Source organism: Pseudomonas acericola (SeqCode) (genome assembly GCF_053456465.1).
The window spans coordinates 814,916-838,549 of sequence record NZ_JBRFJB010000001.1; the positions used below are offsets into that span (position 1 = coordinate 814,916).

Below are 23,634 nucleotides of genomic sequence, written 5' to 3' on the forward strand. Positions count from 1 at the left end.
CACACTGCGGGCTTTTTTTCGCCTGCCAACTATGTAGCGCACTGATTAAGAGGTGAGTGCCTAGGCTCGGCTTTTTCAGTCTTGAAGACGCCGCCATGAGTCCAGATACGTCCGCCCCCATTCTGTCTGTCTTTGATTTCGACGACCCCGGCGTCACCCAGGATGAACGCTTGGCGGCGATTCGCGCATTGCTGACGCGGCGCGTTGAGCGCGCGCGTCATCCCAGCCGCGCCATCAATCAGCTCCATGCCGCTCACGTGCGTTGCCACCAGGCCTCCAAAGAGCTGGCGGACCTGGCCAGCCGGGCGCCTCGCATCCTGGCGGTGATCCGTCACGCCCTGCGCGAGGCGTTTGCCCTAGACCCGGATACCCTGCTGTTCAGCGAGCCGCCACCGCCCCAGCCGGCCCATCACGTCAACAGCCTGACCGACCGAACCCTGGCGTTGTTCAGCGACCCGGGCGTGCCCGTCAACCTCCATCATTTTACCGCCTTGAGCCTGCGCGATGAGCCGGGCCGTGCGCTGGCGTTCAATGCCACACAGGCCCTGGCCCGTGTCAGCCAGTTAGGTTTGGCGGTGCGGATCAACCAGGCCATGACCGGCTATTGGCAGCAACTGGCCCGTGGCTCCTGGCTGTCGCGCCGGGAGCGTTGGGTGCAACTGCGCAAAGCCATGTTTGCCGACCAGGCGTACCTGGCGCACCAACTGTTCCAGCTGTCGAATGCGGGTTACGCGATGGCCAGGCAACTGATGGATGCGCCCAGCGCCGAGGCACGCCAGCGTGCCGGTGGGGCGTGGGCCACGCTGCAGGTGGGCGCTGTGGCTTGGCCCCATGTGGGCGTCGGGGTGCTGGCGATTCCGGGGGCGCTGCACCTTTACCGAGCGGGTGCGGTGGATGGGCCCCAGGTCATTTATTTGCCGGGGTTGCAATGCGCGTTTCATGAGTTCTGTTCTTGGCACCAGGTGCAGACGGATTTGCCCGCGTTGGTGCAGACCTCGTTGTTGAGCGGGTTATGGCAATACCTGCCGTTTAAGCATGGGGTGATCCCCCCATTGACCCCCGGCGCAGTGCTCTCGCAAGACGCCCTGGCCCAGAGCGCGCACGCCTTGCTGGACGGCCAGTGGAGTAATGAGTGGGGGAGTGTGCTGTCGCTCAACTACGCCGCCCCGCTCGTTTCGCCTGTGCCATTACCCAGTCGGCGTGTTGCACAATTGTTACGGTTTATCGAGAAGGGCCGTAAACGCTTGAGCAATGGCCTGCCACTCGCGTCCAGCCTGGATGCATTGCTGGCCTGGGACCAGCAGCGTCGTCAGCCGCAGATTCTACTGGCCAGCCTGTCCTCCGAGCTGCCGCGTAACCACTGCACACGGCAAGTGCGCCGTTATGAAAGCGCCCTGCAAGCGCTGTTGAATGCCCACGAGCCGGCCAGGGAAAGCGAAGATTACCGGGTTTTTTCGGCACTTGAAGGCGAGCGCCAGGCGCAGGGGAAAATCGTCAGTCGGTGGACTCAGGATGACACGGTGCGACTATTGCAGACCGCGTTCTGGCAGGAGCGCCCCGACGGCACCCGCAAGCGCGCAATGCTGGTGCTGAACGCTCTGCGCCGAGCTTTGCGTCAAGAAGCGCAGCTTGAGTACCAGCTCAAATTGATCAAGCAGACACACCTGGACCGGCTGCTGGAGGTGCTCAACACGCCTTTGGCAGCGCAGCGTGTGAGCAGCGACACCCGTGTGTTGCAGGTAGCCGTGGGCGGTGACTCGCAAGCCCGTTACCGCCTGATGGGGGTGTTTGTGGTTACCACCGCGCGTGCATTGCTTGAGCCGAGCCAGCCGCAGCCCGTCGTCCTGGTGGTGGGCGGCAGTTTTGGCGGATTGGCGGTGTTCGAGCATCTAGATAATTTGTCCCAAGGGCTGGGGGCCAGCCTCGGCGGCCGAGATGAGTGCCTATTTTGGCGTTGCATTGGCCGAGATGTGCGCGCCGTTGCTCGCGCTGAAATGGCCCAGTCGGTGCAGGTGGACTACCGCGTTGTGGGGCACGATGTCGTGTACGAAGACCTTAAGGCGCTGATCGAACATCACGCTCGGCTGAGTACGCTTCTGGACGCCCCCGTGCGCCTATTCAGCGAAGTGAGTGACCCCACCGTGGGCCGTTTGCTGCTGGCTGAAGAGTTGCGTGAGCACCTGCAAGTACCGGTCAATGAGGTTCGTACGGCGGCGCTGGCCAACCTGGACTTTTTGCGCTTCGCCGCCGGGCAGGCAAACACCCAGCCGACGTGGCTAGCGACGGCCACGCAGGGCCAACGTCAACGCCATAAACGCCTGCAACGTCGCTACCTGTCCAGCGCAATGGCTTTGGAGAACCGCTTGTGGCATGTCCTGCCGCCGCTGTATGCCTTTGCACGCAGGCTGCTGATTGCCCAACTCACTCGGGATGGTTTCTACCCTGAGTTGGATATCGACATGCCGCTGCTGCACATGCCCGATGATGTGGGTTCGCAGTTTTGTGGGTGGTCGAGCCAGTGCCCGCCGGGTGATCGCCACGTCAAAATGCACGCCAGCCCTGAACGCACGACGTTTAGCCTGCTGGAGTTGGCTCTGCATAATCTTGACCCCATGGCCCCTTGGACTGAGTGGCGGTTTAACCGGGCGCATTACTTGGCTGCGGCCTGGAAGGAACGTTTGAGTCCGCGTTATCTGATCAAGACGTTGTCTGCGCTGGACATCGGTGGCCAGTACAACGCGTTGATCGTGCGGGTGTTTCAGCCGGCTTCCCGTGAGTTGCCACGGCCGCTGATCGACCGGGCCACGCAGCAACTGGCGCAGGTACAGGCGTATTCGGCTGCCCGGCAAGGGCTCTCCAGCCACGGCCAAAGCCTGTTCAATACGGCCATGGCCGCCCGTTCCCAGGCCGAGATGAGCATCAACGGCCATCAGCTCGGCCTGGGTTTTGTACGCCTGCGCGGGCACACGATGGCGCACGATCGGCACCTGGCCGGCATGTTGGCGATCATTGATCGAACCTCTCGGCGCTGCCTGGTGTACTGGCCCTCCGCCATGGGCCACCCTGTTCTGGCCGAATACGCCAGCCTTGCATTGGCCAAGGCAGCGCTGAATCGTGCCAGCGTTTCGGCCGACTGCATCAAGGCGTTGGCGCAACGGGTAGCGCCGGGTTGGGAGGAGGATGCACTGGCCAGTTACCCGGGGCCAGGGGGGCAGGCCAAGAGAACCGCAGTGCGATTGTCCCGCATCGTGCCCGAGCAAGTCGTTGGTTATGCCGTGTTCAAGGTGTACGAAGCCATCAGCCGGTTTGTGCGGGGTTTCAAGATCAAGCACACGCTGCCCGCCGCTGAGTTGCCGACCATTGAGGAGCAGATCAAAGAGCAAATCGACGCTGAACCCAACGCCTGGCTGGATATTGTGCCCACCGCCCACAGCGATGCGCAGGCCTTGCTGGCCCATGGGCGCATGCTGGAAGTGCAACAACGTGCGCACGCCCGAGCCACCTCCGGCACGGCGCTGGTGCAGTACCGCGAACAGCGCCTGGGCGAGCAATGGGATGCCACGGTGCGCGGCCTTTTATCCTTTGTGCCGGTGATTGGCGTGGGCATCAGCCTGTATGAAATGCTGCTGGCCGCCAGGCGTTACCACCTTGGCGGCAGGCCTGAAGATGCCGTGGATGTAGCGTTTTTGACGCTGATGGCGTTTGTCGATGTGTTGACGTCGCTTATACCCGCTGGCAGGAGTGTCAGAGTCGGTGCCGTGGGCAGAGGCTTGAATCAATTGCACCGCCGGGGCGCAAGGTTGTCACGGTTGCCGTCGGCACCTCGCCCTGCCACGTTATTGGAGCGCTTCAGGAAACCGTTTGCCACTGACGACGCGATCCCCCTGCAAGGCCCCGGAGAAAAGGGGGTCTACGTGAAAAACGGTGAACAGTTTTTGGTCGATGGTGACCATCGCTACCCGGTGTATCGACGTGGTGATGAGCCCGCGCTACGGATCAAAAGCCCCGGCGGAGAGGCCGAGGGTGAGCTGGTGCTCCACATCCGGGAGGACCGTGAGTGGTCGTTGGGCGCCGACGCGCCTGCGCCGGTGGCCGGGCCGAGTTCGGGTGCGCTCAACCCTTGGCGTGAGCTGGTGGCACATCCGCCTGACTGGTGGCCACCTATCGTGCGCACAGCGACGGAAAACAAGATCCTCCAGTCAGGCGTGGTGGCTTCCCAATGGCCGGATTGGCGTATGCAAATTCAGATTACGCCTCAATTGAGCTCCCCGGCGCCTGGTGTATTTCGTGTTCCGCTCAATGGCCACGGGTTTGACTTCCATGTCCTGCGCATCGCGCCGCCGAACACCAGCTTGAGCGGGCCGATGAGTTCTTATTACAGGCTGGTACCCCAAGGGCCTCAAGCACCTTTGAACCGCATCGTGTTTATCACGAAGAATGAGCCGCTGGTTTCTTTGGCCTCTATGGACATAGAGCGTTGGACTCGCTCAGCGCTGGCGGATCAGCCGCTCCCTGCATCACGTACGGCAGCGGGCGAATGGCAGTTGCATGCGCCTCTGTTTGACCGACCGCTGACGCGGTACGTGGGTCAGGCCTTTCCAACCATGACACACAAAACCCGAGAGTTCGTTGTAGCAAGGATTGTTGAGTTGGCAGGCCCGCAACGCCCTGCTACGGCGACGCATTTGCTCAATATCCGTGCGACGCTGGACGATTGGTTACCCCCGTTCCCCGCGAGGCCTGGGCAGACGGATGACTTGCTGAAACTGTTGCGGCCCACAGTGCGGGGGGAATACACCACATTTATCAGTTACCAGGGCGCATCGCCGGGCATGTATCGGGTTGACTTCATTCCACCTTTTGCGCTGGACCGAGAGCTTCATCGAGGTGGCAAGGCTATGGCGGTCCAGAGAGATATTGCCCAGCGTGCAGCTGTTAAAAAAGTGCTGGAGGACCAAGGGTTCACCGTACGGGAGTTCAAGGTCATACGCCGTACAGTGCCCTCTCAAGAGGGGGTCGCGACGCATCCCGGTTCTCCTGGCCAGCTGTACTACCTTTCATACGTGTGGTTTGAAATGGGGCATTTGCATTTAGGCCGACGGCTGACGGATAACTGGTTAGCCACGGCCAAAGTGCGCAACATGCCGCTGGCATTTTCGGCCGAGATCAATAGTGCGTTTCAGGAGCAACGCTTGGTCCGGATCCTGGCGGGCATCCAGTGGCCTGGCGCGGGGGATGTTTCCCCCAGTGTTTATTTCCTCAAAATGACGCCTTGAGGTTGATCAGCGAGAGGATGCCCGCACCGCTGAACAAGGCTGCACTGACGCGATTAAACCAACTTTGGCCCTTGCCGCTGCGCAGGTAACGCGCCGCGCCGTGGGCACTGAGGCCATAGAACAACTTGCACAGCAGGTCGAGTACCGTCCACGTCGCAATCATGATCAGCAATTGCGGCAAGAACGCCTGCTGGCTGTTCAGGAATTGTGGCAGGAAGGCGGCAAAGAACAGGATGTCCTTGGGGTTGCTGGCGCCCAGGACAAACGCCCGGCCAAACAGCGCACGAAAGCGCGGCACGGGGGCGCTGTACGGCACCTCTGCGGCCTTGGCCGGTTGCCGCGATTGTTGCCAGCTCTGCCAGGCGAGGTAGAACAGGTACGCCGCGCCGACGATCTTCAAGGCGCTGAACAGTTGCTCAGACGCCAACAGCAGGGCGCCCAGGCCCAGGGCCGAGGCGCTCAACAGGCAGATCGAGGCAAACACCCCGCCGAGAAACGCTGGATACGAGCGGCGCAGGCCGTAGTTGAGGCTGTTGCTGATCATCAGCAATGACAGCGGCCCCGGGATCAGGATCACTACCAATGCTGCGCCGCTGAACAGTAGCCAGGTTTCAATCGTCATTTCATTCCTCCAGTTGTCAGCGGCAAGCTTCAAGCGGCAAGTTCAAGCTTGTCGCTTGCCGCTGAAAACTTGCCGCTATTTCATAGAAATACAAATTTGGCGATAAAGATCGCGCACAGCACCCACAGGCTCACGGAAATCTCGCGGTACTTGCCGGTACCCGCCTTGAGCGCCACGTACGTGATAAAGCCCAGCGCGATACCGTCGGCGACCGAAAACGTCAGTGGCATCATGATTGCGGTCACGATGGCCGGAATGCTGTCGGTGGCTTCGTCCCAATTGATATGGGCCATGCTTGCCATCATCAGCATCGCGACGTAGATCAACGCACCGGCGGTGGCGTACGCGGGGATCATGCCGGCCAGCGGTGCAAAAAACATCGCCGCCACAAACAGCACGCCCACGGTCACCGCCGTCAGCCCGGTGCGCCCGCCAGCAGCCACACCGGCGGCGCTTTCCACGTAGCTGGTCACCGGCGGTACACCGACCATGGCGCCAAACACGCTCGAAGCGCTGTCAGCTTTCAACGCGCGGGACAGGTTATCGATCTTGCCATCGGCATTCACCAGCCCGGCCCGTTGCGCGACGCCCATCAGTGTACCTGCGGTGTCAAACATGTGTACAAAAAGAAACGCGAAAACAACGCTAATCATGCTGACATTGAATACACCTTTAATGTCCATCGCCATCCAGGTCGGCGCCAGGCTGGGCGGGGTCGACATAATCCCGTTGTAATGCACCAAGTCCAGGCTCCAACCGGCGAGGGTCACGGCGATAATGCTGATGAGGATTGCGCCGAAGACGCGGTGGTAGCTGAGGATGGCGATCAGCAAAAAGCACACCGCGGCCAGCAGCGGCGCCGGCTCATGCAGGGAACCGAGCTTGATCAGCGTGGCCGGGCTATCAACGATGATCCCGGCGGTTTTCAAGCCGATCACCCCGAGGAACAAACCGACACCCGCGCCCATGGCGTGGCGCAGACTCACGGGGATGCTGTTGAGCAACCACTCACGCACCCGCGACAGCGTCAGGCCCATGAACAGTACGCCCGAGATAAACACCGCACCCAGCGCGGTTTCCCAGGTGTAGCCCATGGTGCCGACCACGGTGTAGGTGAAAAAAGCATTGAGGCCCATGCCCGGCGCCAGGCCCACCGGCCAGTTGGCGTACAGGCCCATCAACAGGCAGCCCAGGGCGGCGGCGATGCAGGTGGCGACGAACGCCGCGCCGTGGTCAATGCCGGCGTCGGCCATGATGTTGGGGTTGACGAAGATAATGTACGCCATGGTGATAAAGGTGGTGAGGCCGGCGATCAATTCGGTCCTCACTGTGGTGCCATGCAAGCGCAGTTTGAACAGGCGTTCCAGCCAGCTGTTGCTGGGCGGGGAGAGGTCCAGCGTCGGGGCTTCAGATTTGCGGCTATCCACAGCAAGTACTCCTCAAGAGTTTTATTGTTATTTCCAGCGCCGGTCACAAATGTGGGCAACAGCGCTTTGAGGTACTGGCGGGTTTTGTTGACCAATGGGTCAGGAACTCGCACGAGGCGAATTATGCTTTTGTATACAAAGAAAGCAAATAATGTTTTCGAATGGTCTGGCGAAAGGTGATAGAAGGCTAATTCACCGCACTCAGTGCCTGATTCACCGCCAGCCATCCGGCGACGGCTTGTTCGCCGGCATCACTGAATGCGCGCTGCAACAGTTTGACCTGCTCACGTCGCAGCGATTGTTCGAAACGCTGGCCTTCCTCGCTCAGTTCCAGCAGGCGTTTACGCTTGTCGGTCTCGGACGCGACGCTGTTGACCAGGTGCATTTCCTGCAATTGGCGCAGCGGCATATTCAGTGCCTGCTTGCTCACGCCAAGCAGCTCCAGCAACTCCTTAACGCTCAACGCCGGATAACGCGCGATAAAAAACACGATGCGCTGGTGCACCCGGCTTAAGCCACGGCGTTCGAGCATTTCGTCGGCTTTGGCGGTAAAGGCCTGGTAGCCGAAGAAGAACGCTTCCATGGCTTCTTGCTGGGCGGTTGGGTTTTTAAGGTCAAGCATATTGACGTATCCACCAGAGTCGTCGTAATTTCGGTCAACCAGTTTGACGTATTTCCCACAGTCTTCGCTAGCGGTGAACCCATGGCCTTCTCTGAACGTGTTACGCGCCTCAAAAGCTCCCTGATCCGTGAAATCCTCGCGGCGGCCCAGCGCCCGGAAGTGATGTCGTTCGCCGGTGGCCTGCCGGCCGAAGCCATGCTGCCGGCGTTGAACTGGGACGATATGCCTCTCAACATCGGCCAGTACGGCATGAGCGAAGGCGAACCGCAGTTGCGCGAATTGCTCGCCGCCGAGGCCCGCGCGCTGGGCATCCCGTGCCAGGCCAGCCAGGTGCTGGTGGTCAGCGGCTCGCAGCAAACCCTGGACCTGGCGGCCAAGCTGTACATCGACAAAGGCACGCAGATCCTGCTGGAAGGCCCGACCTACCTGGCCGCGTTGCAGATCTTCCAGCTGTTCGGCGCCGACTGCCTGACCGTGCCGCTGGAAGCCGATGGCCCCGACCTGGCCGCACTGCGTGCCAACCTGCAACGCCATCGCCCGGCGTTCATCTACCTGATCCCGACCTTCCAGAACCCCTCGGCCGTGCGCTACAGCGAGGCCAAGCGCGAAGCCGTCGCCGCGTTGCTCGACGAGTTCGGCGTGACCCTGATCGAAGACGAACCCTACCGCGAGCTGACCTTCGACGGCGGCAGCGCCAAACCCATTGTCGGGCGCCTGAAGAAAGCCAGCTGGATCTACACCGGCACCGTGTCCAAAACCCTGTTGCCGGGCCTGCGCGTCGGTTACCTGATCGCCAGCCCGGACCTGTTTCCGCATCTGCTCAAGCTCAAGCAGTCGGCGGATCTGCACACCAACCGCGTCGGCCAATGGCAGGCGATGCAGTGGATCGGCACGGAAAAATACCAGCACCACCTGGTGCAATTGCGCAGCTTCTACCGCGAACGCCGCGACGCGTTCCAGGCGGCACTGGAGCGTCACTTCGCCGACCTGGCCGACTGGCAAGTGCCCCAAGGCGGATTATTCTTCTGGCTGACCTTGAAACAGCCGCTCGACACCCGCACTTTATTGGCGCAAGCGCTGGATCAGGATGTCGCGTTCATGCCCGGTGAACCGTTCTTTGCCGAGCCGGACCAACACTTGGGCTCGTTGCGCCTCAATTTCAGTCATATCGACCCGGCCCGCCTGGACGAAGGTCTCAAGCGCCTGGCCGCGGTGGTCCGTCAAGCACAGCACGCGCAAGCGGCATAAGGGGAGCCCCATGTACAAGGTTTATGGCGATTACAAGTCGGGCAACTGCTACAAGGTCAAATTGATGCTCAATCTGCTGGGCATCCCATACCAGTGGATCGATGTGGACATCCTTAACGGTGACACCCAGACCGCCGAGTTCCTGGCCAAGAACCCCAACGGCAAGATCCCGGTACTGGAACTGGAAGACGGCACTTGCCTGTGGGAATCCAACGCGATCCTCAACTTCCTCGCCGATGGCAGCGAGTTTTTGCCCGCTGAACCGCGTTTGCGCACCCAGGTGCTGCAATGGCAGTTCTTCGAGCAATACAGCCATGAGCCGTACATCGCGGTGGCGCGGTTTATCCAGTTCTACCTGAACATGCCGGAGGATCGCCTGGAGGAATACAAGACCTGCCACAAGCGCGGCCACAAGGCGCTGAAAGTCATGGAGCGCCAGTTGCAGGCCACGCCGTACCTGGTGGGTGAGCAGTATTCGATTGCGGATATTGCGTTGTATGCCTACACGCATGTGGCGCATGAAGGTGGGTTTGATCTGGCGCCGTATCCGGCCGTGCAGGCGTGGCTCCAGCGAGTGGCCAGCCATCCCAAGCATGTAGCGATGCTGGACTGATAACTCGGTTCAAAATGTGGGAGCTGGCTTGCCTGCGATAGCGGTCTGTCTGTGCCAGATGCATAGCCTGACACACTGCTATCGCGGGCAAGCCCGCTCTCACATTTTAGCTCGGTGTTGTGCCAGATAACTCTTCCGTGAGCAGATCGAAACAACGCTGCGCTGCCGGGCTCAGCCCCATCCCGCTGCGACTGATCAAGCCGATCTCCCGGTTTACGCCGGGGTGATCGATAGTGATCCTCTGCAACCCCTCCAAGCTGTCCGCCGCCGACTCCGGCAACACACTGATCCCCAACCCCTGGCGCACCAGCGCCAGTACCGTCGACATGTAATTGGCCTCCATCCCGGCGTTCAGCGTCAACCGTGTTTCATCGAACAACGCATCCACCTGCTCACGCACGCTGCTGTCACGCCCGGTGAGGATGATCGGCTGATCCGCCAACTGTTCCAGGGTCAACTGTCGATGACGGGTGAGGGGATGATCCAGCGGCACAAACGCACACAGCCGGTCATTGAGCACCGGGACAAACGCCAGGCCATGGCTGAGCCGCGCGCGCACGCCAATGCCGAAATCCACTTCGCCGGAACGCACCTGGGCGTGAATGCGGTGTGCCACGAGGTCATGCAGGCGCACTTCGATCCCGGCAAAACGTTCGCGAAACAGGCGCAAGGCTGGGGGCAGGGCGCCGGCGCAGACCGAGGGCAGGGCGGCGATGGTCACCACGCCACGGCGCAGGGCGGCGAGGTCGCGGGAGCCGGTGACGATGTTGTCCAGGTCCAGCAGCAGTTTTTCCATCGGCCCGCGTGCGTCCTGGCCGGCAGCGGTGATGCTGACGTGACGCGGGCTGCGGTCGAGCAGGGCGACGCCGAGCCAGTCTTCCAGCTGTTGCACCTGCACAGTCAGCGCCGAGGGCGACAGATGCAACTCGTTGGCGGCTTTGGTGAAACTGCCGGTGCGGGCGACGGCAAGAAAGGCTTGGATGTGCTGGATGCTATTTTTCATAAGAGCAGCTTCATTTTGTTTTTCCGAACACTAGCGGCTGAATATTCCAATTTACAAAGACTAACCCGCTTCCAATACTCCAGGGAAAACAATAACCGGCCAACAAGGCCGCTCTGGAGTAACCCATGCTCGCTACCCTGGGTGTCATCACCATCCTGTGCCTGCTCGCTGCCGTCATGAGCAAACGCCTGTCGCCACTGGTGGCCCTGATCGCCTTGCCGATCATCGCCGCGCTGCTCGGCGGTTTTGGCCTGCAAACCAGTGCCTTCATCATTACCGGTATCAAGAACGTCGCCCCCGTGGTGGGCATGTTTGTGTTCGCGATCCTGTTTTTCGGGATCATGACCGATGCCGGCATGCTCGACCCGATCATCGACCGCATCCTGCGCACCGTCGGCACGCGTCCTACACGGATCGTCGTGGGGACCGCGACCCTGGCGTTGCTGGTGCATCTGGACGGCTCCGGTGCCGTGACCTTCCTGGTGACGGTGCCGGCGATGCTGCCGCTGTATACGCGGCTGGGCATTGATAAACGCATCCTCGCCTGCGTATGTGCGATGGCGGCCGGGGTCAACTTCCTGCCGTGGACCGGCCCCGTGCTGCGCTCGTCCGCTGCCCTGCATGTGCCGGTGGCTGACCTGTTCCAGCCGCTGATCCCGGTGCAGATCGTCGGCCTGATCTTTGTGTTCGCCTGTGCCTGGTGGCTCGGCCGCCGCGAAGAAAAACGCCTGGGCCTGGGCGCCGGTTCCACGGTGGATGCCATGCCGCAACGGGTGCTCAGTGACGACGACATCAAGCTGCGTCGCCCACGCCTGTTCTGGGTCAACCTGGTGCTGACCGTGCTGGTGATGGTGGTGATGATTGCCGGCTGGGTCGACCCGGTGGTGATGTTCATGCTCGGTACCGTGGTGGCGCTGTGCATCAACTACCCCAACGTCGACGCCCAGCGCGCGCGTATCGATGCGCATGCCAAGACTGCCTTGACCATGGCCAGCATCCTGCTCGCCGCCGGGGTGTTCACTGGCATCATGCAAGGCACCGGCATGCTCAAGGCGATTGCCGAAGTGGCGGTGGCGCAGATCCCGGCCGGCCACGGCAAGTTGATCCCGGCGGTGGTGGGCTTTATTTCCATGCCGCTGAGCATGCTGTTTGATCCCGATTCCTACTATTTCGGCGTGATGCCGGTGATCGCCGAAGTCGGCAAGGCCCTGGGCGTGGACCCGCTGCAAGTGGCCCAGGCCTCCCTGCTGGGCGTGCATACCACCGGCTTCCCGGTCAGCCCGCTGACCCCCGCGACCTTCCTGTTGGTGGGCCTGTGCAAGATCGAATTGGCCGATCACCAGCGCTTCACCATCCCTTTTCTGTTTGCCGCGTCGGTGTTGATGACCCTGACCGCGTTGCTCCTGGGAGTGATTTGAGATGAAAACCTTGCGCATCGGTTCTGGCGCCGGCTATTCCGGCGACCGTATCGAACCTGCCGTCGAATTGGCCGAGCGTGGCGAGCTGGATTACCTGGTGTTCGAATGCCTGGCTGAACGCACCATCGCCCTCGCGCAACAGGCGCGGATCACTGATCCCGCGGGCGGTTACGACCCGCTGTTGAGTGAGCGCATGCGCCGTGTGCTGCCGTTTGTGGGCGCAGAGACTGGGCGTCGCCTGCGGGTGATCACCAATATGGGCGCGGCCAACCCCGTGTCGGCGGCGGTTGAAGTGCGGCGGATTGCCAGCGAACTGGGCCTGGAGCTCAAGGTGGTCGCCGTGGTTGGCGACGATGTGCTGGACGTGTTGCAAGGGGATTTTCTGCTGGATAACGGTCAGACCGTCGGGTCCCTGGGCGAACGCCTGATCTCGGCGAATGCCTACCTGGGTGTCGAGGGCATCCTGGAGGCGCTGCACGCCGACGCCGATGTGGTCATCACCGGGCGGGTGGCCGACCCTTCGTTGTTCCTCGCGCCGCAGATGTTTGAATTCGGCTGGGCGGCGGACGATTGGCAGCGCCTCGGGCGCGGTACGTTGGTCGGGCATTTGCTCGAATGCGCCGGGCAAGTCAGCGGCGGCTATTTCGCCGATCCAGGCTTCAAGGACGTGGATGACCTCGCGCGCCTTGGCTTCCCCTTGGCCGAAATCGATGCCGACGGTGAAGCCTTGATCACCAAAGTCGCGGGCTCGGGCGGGCGGGTCAGCCGCGCCACCTGCACTGAGCAATTGATCTACGAGGTGCATGATCCGGCGGCATACCTCACGCCGGACGTGACGGCGGACTTTTCCCAGGTGGGGTTTGTCGAGGAGGCCGTTGATCGCGTGCGCGCCCAAGGGGCTGGCGGCCGCGCGCGGCCCGAGCAGTTAAAAGTCAGCGTCGGTTATCTGGACGGTTGGATTGGCGAAGGGCAAATGTCCTACGGCGGGCCGGGGGCTGTCGCACGTGCAGAGTTGGCGCGGGCTGTCGTCCTCAAGCGCCTGGAATTGATGGGTGTGAAGATGCAGGACGTGCGCGCCGAACTGATCGGCATGGACGCGCTCCACGGCCCGCGCAGCAGCGTCGAGCCCTGGGAAGTGCGCTTGCGCGTGGCGGCCCGCTGTGCGGATCGCCTTGAGGCGGTGCGGGTCGGCAATGAAGTGGAAACCCTCTACACCAACGGCCCGTCCGGCGGCGGCGGGGCCAGCAAAAGTGTGCGGCAGGTGGTGGCGGTGGCGTCGTTGCTGCTGCCGCGTGATGCGGTCAACCCGAGGATTCAAGCATGAAGTTGCACACGCTGGCCCATTCCCGCACTGGGGACAAGGGCGATACGTCGAACATTTCGATCATTGCCTATCGCGCGGAAGATTACCCGTTGCTGTGTGAGCAACTGACGGCCGAGCGCGTGGCCGAATTCTTTGTTGGGTTGCTGGAGCCAGGTGCGGCGCCGGTGCGGCGCTACGAATTGCCCAATGTGCAGGCGCTGAACTTTGTGTTGCCGGGGATCTTGCGCGGCGGCGTTACGCGTTCGCTGGCGCTGGATGCCCACGGAAAATGCCTGGGGTCGGCACTACTCGATCTCGATGTGTGAATACAAAACTAACTGTGGGAGCGGGCAAGCCAGCTCCCACAGGGGGTTATCCGCGCCTGTCAGATCGCGGCAAACCGCTTGTCCAGGTAATCAATGATCACCTTGGAGTCATACATCCACGTGGTCTGCCCATTCTCTTCAATCCGCAGGCACGGCACCTTGATCTTGCCGCCTTGCTCCAGCAGGGTCTGGCGGTCCTGCTCGTTGTTCTTCGCATCCTTCAACGCCACCGGCACATTCAGGCGGTGCAGGGTGCGACGTGTCTTCACGCAGAACGGGCAAGCGTGGAACTGATACAGCGTCAGCTCCTTGGCCGCTGCGTTGACCTGAGCCTGCTGCTCGGCGGAACGCTGCTTTTTGCGTGGGCGCGTCAGGAAGTCGCCCGCGATGATGACGTGGCCGAGGCCCACTCGAAGTGCTTTGACAAACATGGCTGAAACCTCTTGCCCATGAAGAAGGGGCCGCAGCTTACCTGATTTCTGCAGGCGAAAAAAAACCGGCGATGAACGCCGGTTTTTCTTACGCAGCCTGTTACTTGATCAGGCTGAGGAATTCGCTGCGGGTTGCCGCGTTTTCGCGGAACTCACCCAGCATCACCGAAGTGATCATCGACGAATTCTGTTTCTCCACACCGCGCATCATCATGCACATGTGCTTGGCCTCGATCACCACGGCCACGCCCAGGGCGCCGGTCACCTGCATCACGGCATCGGCGATCTGGCGGCTGAGGTTTTCCTGGATCTGCAGGCGGCGCGCGTACATATCGACAATCCGCGCGACCTTCGACAGGCCCAGCACTTTGCCGCTTGGGATATACGCGACATGGGCCTTGCCGATAAACGGCAGCAGGTGGTGTTCGCACAACGAGTACAACTCGATGTCCTTGACCAGCACCATTTCGCTGTTGTCAGAGCTGAACAAGGCACCGTTGGTGACTTCTTCCAGGGTCTGCTCATAACCGCGGCAGAGGTACTGCATCGCCTTGGCGGCACGCTTTGGCGTGTCCAGCAGACCCTCGCGGGAAACGTCCTCGCCGAGTTGGCCGAGGATCGCGGTGTAATTCTGTTCCAGGGACATGAAACTACCTGTGGGATTTTCGCAAAGCGCAAGGTTACGGTGGCGGACACATCGCTGCAAGCCTGAAGAGGCGACTTGTTACTCGTCACGCCCTTCCATCATGGTGCGCTTGAGCATCACATACACCGCTCCCGCGCCGCCGTGTCGGGCCTGGCATGAGGTAAAGCCGAGCACTTGTGCATGCTGGCGCAGCCAGGTGTTGACGTGGCTTTTGATCATCGGGCGCTTGCCGTCCAGCCGCACGGCCTTGCCGTGGGTGACGCGCACGCAGCGGATTTCGAATTTGGTTGCTTCGGCAAGGAAGGCCCACAGGGTTTCGCGGGCTTTTTCCACGGTCATGCCGTGCAGGTCGAGGCTACCTTCGAAGGGGATCTGGCCGACCTTGAGCTTGCGCATCTGGCTTTCCTGCACGCCGTCGCGGGCCCACATCAGCTCGTCTTCGGGGCCGACGTCGATGACGAACTGGTCCGACAGGCCATCCACGGTAGTGGCATCGGTGCGCACGGTTGCGGCTTGGCGCAGCTTGGCGATCTGCGCGCGGTCGGCCTTGGGTTTGCCGGTGTCGGCGCGGTCGTGCTTGATCGGCTTGACGCCGCGCAGCTCGTTTTTGAACAGGGAAAAATCGTCGTCTTGCATATCAGCCTCCGCGAAGGGCGGGCAGTTTACCTAAATCGCGGCGGCCGGGGCGCAGGAAACGCTATTCATGCGCCATCAGTCGTGCTTTTTCATCAGGTGGGAAGCGATATTGAGTGACAACGGCTGGCGCATCTTCCTACGGCTTCGACGCCATAACCACACGCCCAGCCACAGCACCAGTAACCCGCTCACCAGCAGGATTGCCGAACCGCCAGGGCTGGCATTCAGCTCGCCAAGGGCCGGTGAATGACCCGACAAACCAGCGCCACCAGCACCCGCCAGCAGCAGACCTACTAGCGCCAGCAACGCGGCAAAGCCGGCTACCAGGCGCAGACGCCAATTGCTCGGGCCCTTGGGGCGCAAGCGACGAGCATCAAAACCATCGGATATCTTCATCCCGACCTTTCCTCCAGGGTATCGGCCCTTCGACCGGAAGATACACGGGTTGTTCCGGGGGGAGGGGTAAATGCGCCAAATGAGAAGGCAATGCGGATGAGCGGGGCCGTAAACACGCCGCTCATCCTCGGTACGATCAGATCAGATCTTTGGTCAAGGCGAGGGTGGCGAAGTTGTCGGCCATGATGGCCATTTCGGTCTGTTGCACGTGCTCGGCGCTGAGGATGCCGCCTTTGTAAGGCAGGTCGCGCGTGGCGCAGGCGTCTTCTACCAAGGTGCAGCGAAAGCCCAGGTTCTTGGCCGCACGCACGGTGGTGCTGACGCTGGAGTGGCTCATGAAGCCGGCCACGATCAGGTCCAGGGAGCCAAGGTCTTGCAGGTGTTTTTCCAGGCCGGTGCCGTGGAAGGCACTGGGCAACAGCTTGCCGATGATGGTTTCGTCACCGCTTGGCTCAAGGCCGGAAATGAACTCACCGCGCTCGCCTTGCGGATCGAACAGGCCACCGACGGTGCCCAGGTGGCGCACGTGGACAATCGGGCGCCCAGCGTTGCGGGCCGCTGCAACCAACTGCTTGATGTTGTCTACCGCCGCGTCCATACCCGAGAGGGCGAGTGGACCGCTGAGGTATTCCTTCTGGGCGTCGATGATCACGAGGGTCGCATGGCTGAGGTTGGCTGCTGCGTAACCGCGACCGCTGAGTTGAAACATCGTCTTTGGAACGGACATTCTGGGGCTCCTGTGAGGGGGGCTTTTGCGACATTGTCCACTGGCTGAGCGGTTCTGTGAATCGCTACTATCGTAAGGTACGCCGTTGTTGGCGTGCAGCCTTGTCAAGTGGGGCGCGCGTTTAACCGAATGCTGGCAATTTGGATGAAATCCGACGGATGGCTGCGTTGTTTCGTACATCGTCGGTACAGGCTAAGGCTGTTAGAATCGCCGGTCGTTTTTTCAGGAGTCTGCCCCGTGATCACTTCCCGCCTGCGCACCTTGCGCGACCACATCCGTTGGGCTGTCAGCCGTTTCCATGGGGAAGACCTGTTTTTTGGCCATGGCACCGACAATGCCTGGGATGAAGCCCGCCAATTGGTGCTCGGTGCCTTGCACCTGCCGTGGGAAATCGCTGATAGCTACCTGGACTGCAACCTGGAAGAAGAGGAAATCTCCCACGTGCAGCGTTTATTGCACCGGCGCATCCACGAGCGCGTACCTACTGCCTACTTGTTGAATGAAGCGTGGTTCTGCGGCATGTCGTTTATCGTTGATGAGCGCGTGCTGATCCCGCGGTCACCGATTGGCGAACTGATCGAAAACCGCTTCGAGCCTTGGTTGGCTCAGCCGCCGGCGCGCATTCTCGACCTGTGCACCGGCTCCGGTTGCATCGGCATTGCCTGCGCCTACGAGTTCCCGGACGCCGAAGTGGTGCTGGGGGACTTGTCCTTTGAAGCGTTGGAAGTGGCCAACCAGAACATCGAACGCCATGGTGTCGATGAGCGTGTCTACACCGTGCAGGGCGATGGCTTCGACGGCCTGCCGGGGCAGCGCTTCGACTTGATCGTGTCCAACCCGCCGTATGTGGATGCCGAAGATTTTGCCGACATGCCGGACGAGTACCAGCACGAACCCGAGCTGGGCCTGGCCTGCGGCGATGATGGCTTGAACCTGGTACGGCGCATGCTGGCCGAGGCGGCGGACCATCTGACCGAGAAGGGCTTGCTGATTGTGGAAGTGGGCAACAGCCAGGTGCATGTCGAGGCGTTGTACCCGGAGGTGGACTTTGCCTGGCTGGACTTCCAGCGCGGTGGGCACGGGGTGTTCATGTTGACGGCGGAGCAGTGTCGCCAGCATCAAGCCGTTTTCGCCGCCCGGGTCTAACACGGTCAGTGTGGGAGCTGGCTTGCCTGCGATGGCATCACCGCGGTTTGACTGACGGACCGAGGCGGCTGCATCGCAGGCAAGCCAGCTCCCACACAAGCCAGCTCCCACATTTGATTGAGTTTCAACCTATTCAGCGGTGTGTGGCAATCCAGATCAACAACCCCGCCTGAAACACCGTAAACGCTACCAAGCAAGTAATGGTAAATCGCAGCCCGCTGTCCTCACGCTTGAACTTGGTGACCTTTTCCTCTTCCTTGCGCAGCTTCACTTCCTGTTCCGCCAGGTTCTGCTCGGCCTGTTGCAGCATCTGCGCGGCTTCCAGGATCTCGACAAACTGCACCTTCTCGGTGTTCCAGCTTTCCAGCACATCCCCGACCTTGCCCGGCTGCACGTTACCCTTGAGGTGCTGCACATCGGCGTAGGCCACATCAAAGCCGTGGACACGCAAGAAGTGATCGCGGCGCAGGCGCGTGGCTTCGTTCAGTGCGTCTTTGTTGGACAGGTCCACGCCGTCGATGCGGTAGCTGGCCCACTTTTTCTTCGCCCACGCCGCCCCTTGGGCCACGAGGAAACGCCCGATACCGCGGTTGGCCGGTTCGATTTCCAGGCTGCTGCCCGGACCGAAATGCACACGGTGTTTATCGTGATCGACCCACACGTCCAGGTGGTTCTGCTCGCGCCGCACCCGTTGCCCTGGCAATTGGATGACCATGCGCAGCAGGCTGTGGTGGCTGTCATTGCGCTCGGCATAGCCGAATTGCACGAACCGCAGCGGTCGCACACCGGTGGCGCGGTCGGTGGCCAGGGGCGCCAGGCGCAGCATCTTGAAATGCTCCGGCTGGACATCCGCCCACGGCAGGGGCGCCGCGTCGGCGGCCTCGGTTTTTTCAGCCGAGGTGTCGGCGGTGGGTTCCGGTGTTGCTTCTGTGGTTGTCATGCGGCGCGATCCTGTCCAAGCCCAGCAAGCCGACAGCTTTTTTGCTGCGACACTGGGCTTATCGGCCGCTTTGCGTAGGACTAGAGACAAATTGTCGCTTAACGGGGCTGAAGTCCGTCGATAAAGCGCACCACGCGGCTGCCCAACTCGGCAGCGAGGGGCAATTGCGGGTCGTTGTAGGACGCCAATTGCTGCTGCACATCCTTGGGCACGATGCGCATCACGTGGTTCATGCCTTCGATCAGCGCCAATTGTGCATCGGGCTTGGCCTGCTTCAGTCGCTGCGCATCGCCTACGCCCACTTGGATATCGTTAGTGCCTTGGATAATCAGCGCCGGCATCTCCAGTTTGGCAAAGGCCGCCGAGGGATCGGCACGGAACAGGCTGATCAGATACGGCTGCACGCTCGGTCGGAAAATACCCAGCAGCGGGCCAGGTACATCCGCGTCCACCTGGCCGGCCTTGAGGTGATCAAGGATCTGATTGCTGCGCAGCAACAGGGCAGGGGGCAGGTGATCCGCCAGTTGCTGGCGGATCACTTGATCCACCGGTCGTGCACTGCCGGACAGGGAAATCACACCCGCCGGTTCCAGTTGTGGCGCGGCGAGGGCCGCCACCAGTGCGCCTTCGCTGTGGCCGAGCACCACCAGCGGGCCCAGGCGCTTGTCGGCCTTGAGCAGTTTGCCCCAGGCCACGGCGTCGGAAACGTAGGCGTCGAGTGTCAGGTTGCGCTCGTCCGGGGTGGCCGCAAGGCTGGCGGCCACGCCACGCTTGTCGTAGCGCACGCTGGCGATGTTGTGCCGGGCCAGCACCCAGGCCAGGCGCTTGAGGCTGTCGTTGCGGGCGCCGTCGGCGCTATTGCCGTTACGGTCGGTGGGCCCGGAGCCGGCGATGATCAGCACCACCGGCACCGGTTTGTCGGATTGGGGCAGCAGCAGTGAGCCAAACAGCTCGCCGCTGCCGGTATCCAGGCTGATGGGCCGTTGCAGCACCACGGGGGAGGCGGCATGGGCCACGGCGGTAAACAGGGTGAGGGCCAGCAGTAAAACTCGAAACATCATCGCGCCATCATCAGGGAGGTGCCGGTTCGACCAATGTCTACCCGGAAGGTTTCGAGGATGAACTAGTCGGTTGGCCCGCGTATACTGGCGCGCTTGGTTATCACCCCTGAGTGATTACAACTGATTTCACGGAGCGCCCTGCATGTCCGGCAATACCTTCGGCAAGCTGTTCACTGTCACCACCGCAGGCGAAAGCCATGGCCCGGCGTTGGTCGCCATTGTCGACGGCTGCCCGCCCGGCCTTGAGCTGTCCCTGGAAGACCTGCAGCGTGACCTCGACCGCCGCAAGCCCGGCACCAGCCGCCACACCACCCAGCGCCAGGAGCCCGACGAAGTCGAGATCCTTTCCGGCGTGTTCGAAGGCCGCACCACGGGTTGCGCCATTGGCCTGTTGATCCGTAATACCGACCAGAAGTCCAAGGACTACTCGGCGATCAAGGACCTGTTCCGCCCGGCCCACGCCGACTACACCTACCACCACAAATACGGCGAGCGCGACTACCGTGGCGGTGGCCGCAGCTCGGCCCGCGAAACCGCGATGCGCGTGGCTGCCGGTGCCATCGCGAAGAAATACCTGGCTACCCAGGGCATCGTGATCCGTGGCTACATGAGCCAGTTGGGGCCGATCGAGATCCCGTTCAAGACCTGGGACAGCGTGGAAGACAACGCTTTCTTCAGCCCCGACCCGGACAAGGTGCCGGAACTGGAAGCCTATATGGACCAGTTGCGTCGCGACCAGGATTCCGTCGGCGCCAAGATCACCGTGGTGGCCGAGGGCGTGAAACCGGGCCTGGGCGAGCCGATCTTCGACCGCCTGGACGCCGACCTGGCCCATGCGCTGATGAGCATCAACGCGGTGAAAGGCGTGGAAATCGGCGCCGGTTTCGCCTGTGTCGCCCAGCGCGGCACCGAGCATCGCGATGAACTCACGCCAGAAGGTTTCCTCAGCAACAACGCGGGCGGCATCCTTGGCGGCATTTCCTCCGGCCAGCCGATTGTGGCGCACCTGGCGCTCAAGGCCACGTCGAGCATCACCACGCCGGGCCGCTCGATCGATGTGCACGGCAACCCGGTGGACGTGATCACCAAAGGCCGCCATGACCCGTGCGTGGGCATCCGTGCCACGCCGATTGCCGAGGCGATGATGGCCATCGTGCTGATGGACCACCTGCTGCGTAACCGCGGCCAAAACGCCGACGTTCGCGTCACCACCCCGGTGCTGGGCCAGCTGTGACCTGTGGCGAGGGAGCTTTCTCCCGCTGGGCTGCGCAGCAGCCCCAACCCACATGACGCTCCCCTACTGGCGCCTCTCCAGCTTCTACCTCTTCTACTTCGCCCTGCTCGGCGCCACCGCGCCGTTCCTGGCGCTGTACTTCGACCACCTGGGGTTCTCCAGTGCGCGCATTGGCGAACTGGTGGCCATCCCCATGCTGATGCGCTGCGTGGCGCCCAACCTGTGGGGCTGGCTCGGCGACTACACCGGGCGGCGCCTGGCCATCGTGCGCTTTGGCGCGGTGTGTACCCTTGCGAGTTTCTCGCTGATCTTCGTCAGCCAGACCTACGCCTGGCTGGCCCTGGTGATGGCGCTGCACGCGTTCTTCTGGCACGCGGTGCTGCCGCAATTTGAGGTGATCACCCTGGCGCATCTGCAAAAGCAGACCTCGCGCTACAGCCAGATCCGCCTGTGGGGCTCCATCGGTTTTATCCTCACCGTGGTGATCATGGGGCGACTGTTCGACTGGCTGAGCCTGGATATTTACCCGGTGGTGGTCGTGGTGATCATGGCCGGCATCATCGGTGCCAGCCTCTGGGTGCCGAATGCACAACCCGCCACCCACGGCAACCGCCTGGCGGGTGACGGCTTTCTCAAGCAACTGCGCAGCCCCGGCGTGCTGGCGTTTTATGCCTGCGTGGCGCTGATGCAAATGAGCCATGGCCCGTATTACACCTTCCTGACCCTGCACCTTGAACACCTGGGCTACAGTCGTGGCCTGATCGGCCTGTTGTGGGCGCTGGGGGTGGTTGCGGAAGTGCTGATGTTCCTGGGCATGAGCCGCATCCTCACGCGCTTTTCGATACGCCGGGTGCTGCTGACCAGCTTCCTGCTGGCAGCCGTGCGTTGGTTGTTGCTGGGGTCGTTTGCCGAATTTTTCTGGGTGCTGCTGTTGGCGCAGGTGATGCACGCCGCCACCTTTGGCAGTTTCCATGCGGCGGCAATTGCCTTTGTGCAACGCAGTTTCGGCGATAAACAACAGGGCCAGGGCCAGGCCTTGTATGCCGCGCTGGCCGGCACCGGTGGCGCGTTGGGCGCGCTGTATGCCGGCTACAGTTGGAACCTGTTGGGGCCGACCCTGACCTTCAGTATCGCCAGCATCGCGGCATTGGCCGCCGCCATTATCATTGGCCTTCGATTGCAAGAGCCCAACAAAGGAACCGTGCAATGAGTTATGTCGCTGTCTACCACGTCGCCACACCGGACACCCCAAACAAGGTCCTGACTCATCTCGACGACATCGCCGCAACCCTGGCTGAGCATGGCGTGCGCTTCGAGCGCTGGCAGCCGAGCCCGATCGAGAAAGGCGCCAGCGATGCTGAGATGATCGCCGCGTACCAGGCGCAGATCGATACCCTGGGTTACGACAAGGTGGCTGTGTTCAGCGTCACGGGTGCTTATCCGCAAAAAGACCACGTGCGTGCGCAGTTTCTCAACGAGCGCCGCTCCAGCGAGGACCATGCGCGATTCTTCATCGCCGGGCAGGGGCTGGTTGCGTTGCACGTGGGGGACTATGTGTACGCCGTACGCTGTGAAAAAAACGATGTGTTGCTGATCCCAGCGGGCTTGCCGCACTGGATCGATATCGGTGAGAACCCGCACTTCGTTACGCTGCATCTGTTTAATACGGCTGATGGGGAGGCGACTCTCACAGGCGACGAGATGGCCCGTCGTTTTCCAGGCTTGGATGACTAAGCACAAGTTCCTGAATGTTCAACCCTGGCGAGTTGGAACTTGTTGTGGGAAGAAACTTATTTGATTGTAGGTCTCAGCTGTTTATTGCGGGCCTTACTCCTTAATACCATTCGTTATGCAACTCTTTCCGGCACCAATGTTTATACCGCCTGTCAATCGGAGAAATCCGAAGGGTGGTTGGGCATCCGCCGATAGAAGGAGAGATGTAATGAGAGGCGCTGAGGAGTTGTACCCGCCGCCGTACACCGTGCCCAACGCTATAAGGAGACGCCTGAGCTTGGCGGGCAAGGCCCTGACGGCGACAGAGCTGGAAATCCTGCGTTGGGCGTCGAATGGCAAGACCGTCTGGGAGATCAGCCAGATTCGCGCGACGTCCGAAGCTACGGTGAAATTCCACCTGCGCAACATCTATGGCAAGTTGGAAGTGACCAACCGCGTGCAGGCGATGAATGAAGCAGCACGCCAGGGGCTCTGGTGACCATCCCATGAAAAAGGGCCGCAACGCTTATTGGCGTTGCGGCCCTTTTTGTATCGGGTGTTTAAGCCGAGTGATAGGTCGGCAACGCAAAGCGGTTCTGGCTTTGCAGCATCGAAATTTGCGGCAGGTCGCTGGCTTGTTCCGCCAGGTCGCGGCGAATGGCGCTGATCACCCAGGTCAGTTGGTCAGCGGTGTGCAGTTGTTGGTAAGAGATCGAGCGCTTGACCTGTTTGCCTTCACTGTTGCGCAGGGTCAACAGGATGCCGCCGTCTGGGCGAGGCTGGGTGGTGACATCGTAGTTGGAGAATACTGAAGCGAATTTATCTTGGATCAGGCTCATGTCTATC

23 protein-coding genes are annotated in these 23,634 nt (G+C 61.5%); 11 read left to right on the forward strand and 12 right to left on the reverse strand.

Annotated elements, in window-relative coordinates:
* Positions 1-95 precede the first annotated feature (95 nt).
* On the forward strand, positions 96-5,276 hold the full coding sequence (locus ACU688_RS03715) for a dermonecrotic toxin domain-containing protein (RefSeq protein WP_448183678.1): 5,181 nt from the start codon (positions 96-98) through the stop codon (positions 5,274-5,276).
* Here ACU688_RS03715 and ACU688_RS03720 read toward each other — a convergent pair.
* The 3 genes from ACU688_RS03720 to ACU688_RS03730 all read right to left on the reverse strand — a co-directional run bounded on the left by ACU688_RS03720 (position 5,260) and on the right by ACU688_RS03730 (position 7,947).
* Positions 5,260-5,898, reverse strand: a complete 639-nt coding sequence (locus ACU688_RS03720) for a LysE family translocator (RefSeq protein WP_448183679.1) — start codon at positions 5,896-5,898, stop codon at positions 5,260-5,262. The two genes, ACU688_RS03715 and ACU688_RS03720, sit on opposite strands and share 17 nt — an antisense overlap.
* A gap of 80 nt (positions 5,899-5,978) precedes the next feature.
* The gene (locus tag ACU688_RS03725) at positions 5,979-7,325 is read right to left on the reverse strand and encodes an NCS2 family permease (protein WP_448183680.1); all 1,347 of its coding nucleotides are present in this window, start codon (positions 7,323-7,325) and stop codon (positions 5,979-5,981) included.
* A 187-nt stretch (positions 7,326-7,512) separates the two neighbouring features.
* Entirely contained in the window at positions 7,513-7,947 is a 435-nt protein-coding gene (locus tag ACU688_RS03730) for a MarR family winged helix-turn-helix transcriptional regulator (RefSeq protein ID WP_124529498.1), read from the reverse strand.
* A gap of 81 nt (positions 7,948-8,028) precedes the next feature.
* Here ACU688_RS03730 and ACU688_RS03735 point away from each other — a divergent pair, with 81 nt between their 5' ends.
* Entirely contained in the window at positions 8,029-9,195 is a 1,167-nt protein-coding gene (locus ACU688_RS03735) for an aminotransferase-like domain-containing protein (protein ID WP_448183681.1), read from the forward strand.
* A 10-nt stretch (positions 9,196-9,205) separates the two neighbouring features.
* The gene (locus ACU688_RS03740; protein WP_448183682.1) at positions 9,206-9,808 is read left to right on the forward strand and encodes a glutathione S-transferase family protein; all 603 of its coding nucleotides are present in this window, start codon (positions 9,206-9,208) and stop codon (positions 9,806-9,808) included.
* Positions 9,809-9,914: 106 nt separating this feature from the next.
* Here ACU688_RS03740 and ACU688_RS03745 read toward each other — a convergent pair whose 3' ends face one another.
* Positions 9,915-10,811, reverse strand: coding sequence for a LysR family transcriptional regulator (locus tag ACU688_RS03745; protein WP_448183683.1), 897 nt, complete (start codon positions 10,809-10,811; stop codon positions 9,915-9,917).
* A 125-nt stretch (positions 10,812-10,936) separates the two neighbouring features.
* On the opposite strand from ACU688_RS03745, the gene ACU688_RS03750 reads away from it, so the two are divergent.
* The 3 genes from ACU688_RS03750 to ACU688_RS03760 are packed head-to-tail and all read left to right on the forward strand — an operon-like array spanning position 10,937 to position 13,858.
* Positions 10,937-12,229, forward strand: a complete 1,293-nt coding sequence (locus tag ACU688_RS03750) for a CitMHS family transporter (protein ID WP_017735887.1) — start codon at positions 10,937-10,939, stop codon at positions 12,227-12,229.
* Between the two features lies 1 nt (position 12,230).
* A complete protein-coding gene (locus tag ACU688_RS03755) occupies positions 12,231-13,553 on the forward strand; it encodes an acyclic terpene utilization AtuA family protein (RefSeq protein ID WP_448183684.1) in 1,323 nt (440 codons plus the stop codon).
* A complete protein-coding gene (locus ACU688_RS03760) occupies positions 13,550-13,858 on the forward strand; it encodes an AtuA-related protein (protein ID WP_448183685.1) in 309 nt (102 codons plus the stop codon). Before ACU688_RS03755 ends, ACU688_RS03760 begins: the two co-directional genes overlap by 4 nt.
* Before the next feature lie 59 nt (positions 13,859-13,917).
* Here ACU688_RS03760 and ACU688_RS03765 read toward each other — a convergent pair whose 3' ends face one another.
* The 5 genes from ACU688_RS03765 to ACU688_RS03785 form a co-directional block, all read right to left on the reverse strand.
* A complete protein-coding gene (locus ACU688_RS03765) occupies positions 13,918-14,289 on the reverse strand; it encodes a glutathione S-transferase N-terminal domain-containing protein (protein WP_448183686.1) in 372 nt (123 codons plus the stop codon).
* Between the two features lie 100 nt (positions 14,290-14,389).
* Positions 14,390-14,935, reverse strand: a complete 546-nt coding sequence (gene folE / locus ACU688_RS03770; RefSeq protein ID WP_003442011.1) for a GTP cyclohydrolase I FolE — start codon at positions 14,933-14,935, stop codon at positions 14,390-14,392.
* A 78-nt stretch (positions 14,936-15,013) separates the two neighbouring features.
* Positions 15,014-15,571: a Smr/MutS family protein gene (locus ACU688_RS03775; protein WP_032888029.1), complete on the reverse strand. Its 558-nt coding sequence runs from the start codon at positions 15,569-15,571 to the stop codon at positions 15,014-15,016.
* Positions 15,572-15,646: 75 nt separating this feature from the next.
* The gene (locus tag ACU688_RS03780; RefSeq protein WP_448183687.1) at positions 15,647-15,967 is read right to left on the reverse strand and encodes a hypothetical protein; all 321 of its coding nucleotides are present in this window, start codon (positions 15,965-15,967) and stop codon (positions 15,647-15,649) included.
* Positions 15,968-16,103: 136 nt separating this feature from the next.
* Positions 16,104-16,694: a cysteine hydrolase family protein gene (locus tag ACU688_RS03785; RefSeq protein ID WP_026136688.1), complete on the reverse strand. Its 591-nt coding sequence runs from the start codon at positions 16,692-16,694 to the stop codon at positions 16,104-16,106.
* Positions 16,695-16,931: 237 nt separating this feature from the next.
* Here ACU688_RS03785 and prmB point away from each other — a divergent pair, with 237 nt between their 5' ends.
* Positions 16,932-17,840, forward strand: coding sequence for a 50S ribosomal protein L3 N(5)-glutamine methyltransferase (prmB, locus tag ACU688_RS03790; protein ID WP_448183688.1), 909 nt, complete (start codon positions 16,932-16,934; stop codon positions 17,838-17,840).
* Positions 17,841-17,973: 133 nt separating this feature from the next.
* On the opposite strand, the gene ACU688_RS03795 is transcribed toward prmB, so the two are convergent.
* Both ACU688_RS03795 and ACU688_RS03800 read right to left on the reverse strand, forming a co-directional pair.
* Entirely contained in the window at positions 17,974-18,780 is an 807-nt protein-coding gene (locus ACU688_RS03795) for a hypothetical protein (RefSeq protein WP_448183689.1), read from the reverse strand.
* Between the two features lie 98 nt (positions 18,781-18,878).
* Entirely contained in the window at positions 18,879-19,841 is a 963-nt protein-coding gene (locus ACU688_RS03800) for an alpha/beta hydrolase (protein WP_448183690.1), read from the reverse strand.
* A 142-nt stretch (positions 19,842-19,983) separates the two neighbouring features.
* Here ACU688_RS03800 and aroC point away from each other — a divergent pair, with 142 nt between their 5' ends.
* The 4 genes from aroC (at position 19,984) to ACU688_RS03820 (ending at position 23,287) form a co-directional block, all read left to right on the forward strand.
* On the forward strand, positions 19,984-21,075 hold the full coding sequence (aroC, locus tag ACU688_RS03805; RefSeq protein WP_448183691.1) for a chorismate synthase: 1,092 nt from the start codon (positions 19,984-19,986) through the stop codon (positions 21,073-21,075).
* A gap of 52 nt (positions 21,076-21,127) precedes the next feature.
* Positions 21,128-22,285 carry an MFS transporter gene (locus ACU688_RS03810; protein WP_448183692.1) on the forward strand — a complete coding sequence of 386 codons (1,158 nt, stop codon included), beginning with the start codon at positions 21,128-21,130 and terminating at the stop codon, positions 22,283-22,285.
* Positions 22,282-22,809, forward strand: coding sequence for an acireductone dioxygenase (locus ACU688_RS03815; protein WP_448183693.1), 528 nt, complete (start codon positions 22,282-22,284; stop codon positions 22,807-22,809). Before ACU688_RS03810 ends, ACU688_RS03815 begins: the two co-directional genes overlap by 4 nt.
* 208 nt (positions 22,810-23,017) lie before the next feature.
* Positions 23,018-23,287: a response regulator transcription factor gene (locus tag ACU688_RS03820; protein ID WP_448183694.1), complete on the forward strand. Its 270-nt coding sequence runs from the start codon at positions 23,018-23,020 to the stop codon at positions 23,285-23,287.
* Between the two features lie 61 nt (positions 23,288-23,348).
* On the opposite strand, the gene ACU688_RS03825 is transcribed toward ACU688_RS03820, so the two are convergent.
* A complete protein-coding gene (locus tag ACU688_RS03825; protein WP_010208870.1) occupies positions 23,349-23,627 on the reverse strand; it encodes a DUF3509 domain-containing protein in 279 nt (92 codons plus the stop codon).
* Positions 23,628-23,634 lie beyond the last annotated feature (7 nt).

Coding starts and splice junctions, on each gene's coding strand:
- ACU688_RS03715 (WP_448183678.1), top strand. CDS start 96: ATGAGTCCAGATACGTCCGCCCCCATTCTGTCTGTCTTTGATTTCGAC.
- ACU688_RS03720 (WP_448183679.1), bottom strand. CDS start 5,898: ATGACGATTGAAACCTGGCTACTGTTCAGCGGCGCAGCATTGGTAGTG.
- ACU688_RS03730 (WP_124529498.1), bottom strand. CDS start 7,947: ATGCTTGACCTTAAAAACCCAACCGCCCAGCAAGAAGCCATGGAAGCG.
- ACU688_RS03735 (WP_448183681.1), top strand. CDS start 8,029: ATGGCCTTCTCTGAACGTGTTACGCGCCTCAAAAGCTCCCTGATCCGT.
- ACU688_RS03740 (WP_448183682.1), top strand. CDS start 9,206: ATGTACAAGGTTTATGGCGATTACAAGTCGGGCAACTGCTACAAGGTC.
- ACU688_RS03745 (WP_448183683.1), bottom strand. CDS start 10,811: ATGAAAAATAGCATCCAGCACATCCAAGCCTTTCTTGCCGTCGCCCGC.
- ACU688_RS03750 (WP_017735887.1), top strand. CDS start 10,937: ATGCTCGCTACCCTGGGTGTCATCACCATCCTGTGCCTGCTCGCTGCC.
- ACU688_RS03755 (WP_448183684.1), top strand. CDS start 12,231: ATGAAAACCTTGCGCATCGGTTCTGGCGCCGGCTATTCCGGCGACCGT.
- ACU688_RS03760 (WP_448183685.1), top strand. CDS start 13,550: ATGAAGTTGCACACGCTGGCCCATTCCCGCACTGGGGACAAGGGCGAT.
- ACU688_RS03765 (WP_448183686.1), bottom strand. CDS start 14,289: ATGTTTGTCAAAGCACTTCGAGTGGGCCTCGGCCACGTCATCATCGCG.
- folE (WP_003442011.1), bottom strand. CDS start 14,935: ATGTCCCTGGAACAGAATTACACCGCGATCCTCGGCCAACTCGGCGAG.
- ACU688_RS03775 (WP_032888029.1), bottom strand. CDS start 15,571: ATGCAAGACGACGATTTTTCCCTGTTCAAAAACGAGCTGCGCGGCGTC.
- ACU688_RS03780 (WP_448183687.1), bottom strand. CDS start 15,967: ATGAAGATATCCGATGGTTTTGATGCTCGTCGCTTGCGCCCCAAGGGC.
- ACU688_RS03785 (WP_026136688.1), bottom strand. CDS start 16,694: ATGTCCGTTCCAAAGACGATGTTTCAACTCAGCGGTCGCGGTTACGCA.
- ACU688_RS03795 (WP_448183689.1), bottom strand. CDS start 18,780: ATGACAACCACAGAAGCAACACCGGAACCCACCGCCGACACCTCGGCT.
- ACU688_RS03800 (WP_448183690.1), bottom strand. CDS start 19,841: ATGATGTTTCGAGTTTTACTGCTGGCCCTCACCCTGTTTACCGCCGTG.
- aroC (WP_448183691.1), top strand. CDS start 19,984: ATGTCCGGCAATACCTTCGGCAAGCTGTTCACTGTCACCACCGCAGGC.
- ACU688_RS03810 (WP_448183692.1), top strand. CDS start 21,128: ATGACGCTCCCCTACTGGCGCCTCTCCAGCTTCTACCTCTTCTACTTC.
- ACU688_RS03815 (WP_448183693.1), top strand. CDS start 22,282: ATGAGTTATGTCGCTGTCTACCACGTCGCCACACCGGACACCCCAAAC.
- ACU688_RS03820 (WP_448183694.1), top strand. CDS start 23,018: ATGAGAGGCGCTGAGGAGTTGTACCCGCCGCCGTACACCGTGCCCAAC.
- ACU688_RS03825 (WP_010208870.1), bottom strand. CDS start 23,627: ATGAGCCTGATCCAAGATAAATTCGCTTCAGTATTCTCCAACTACGAT.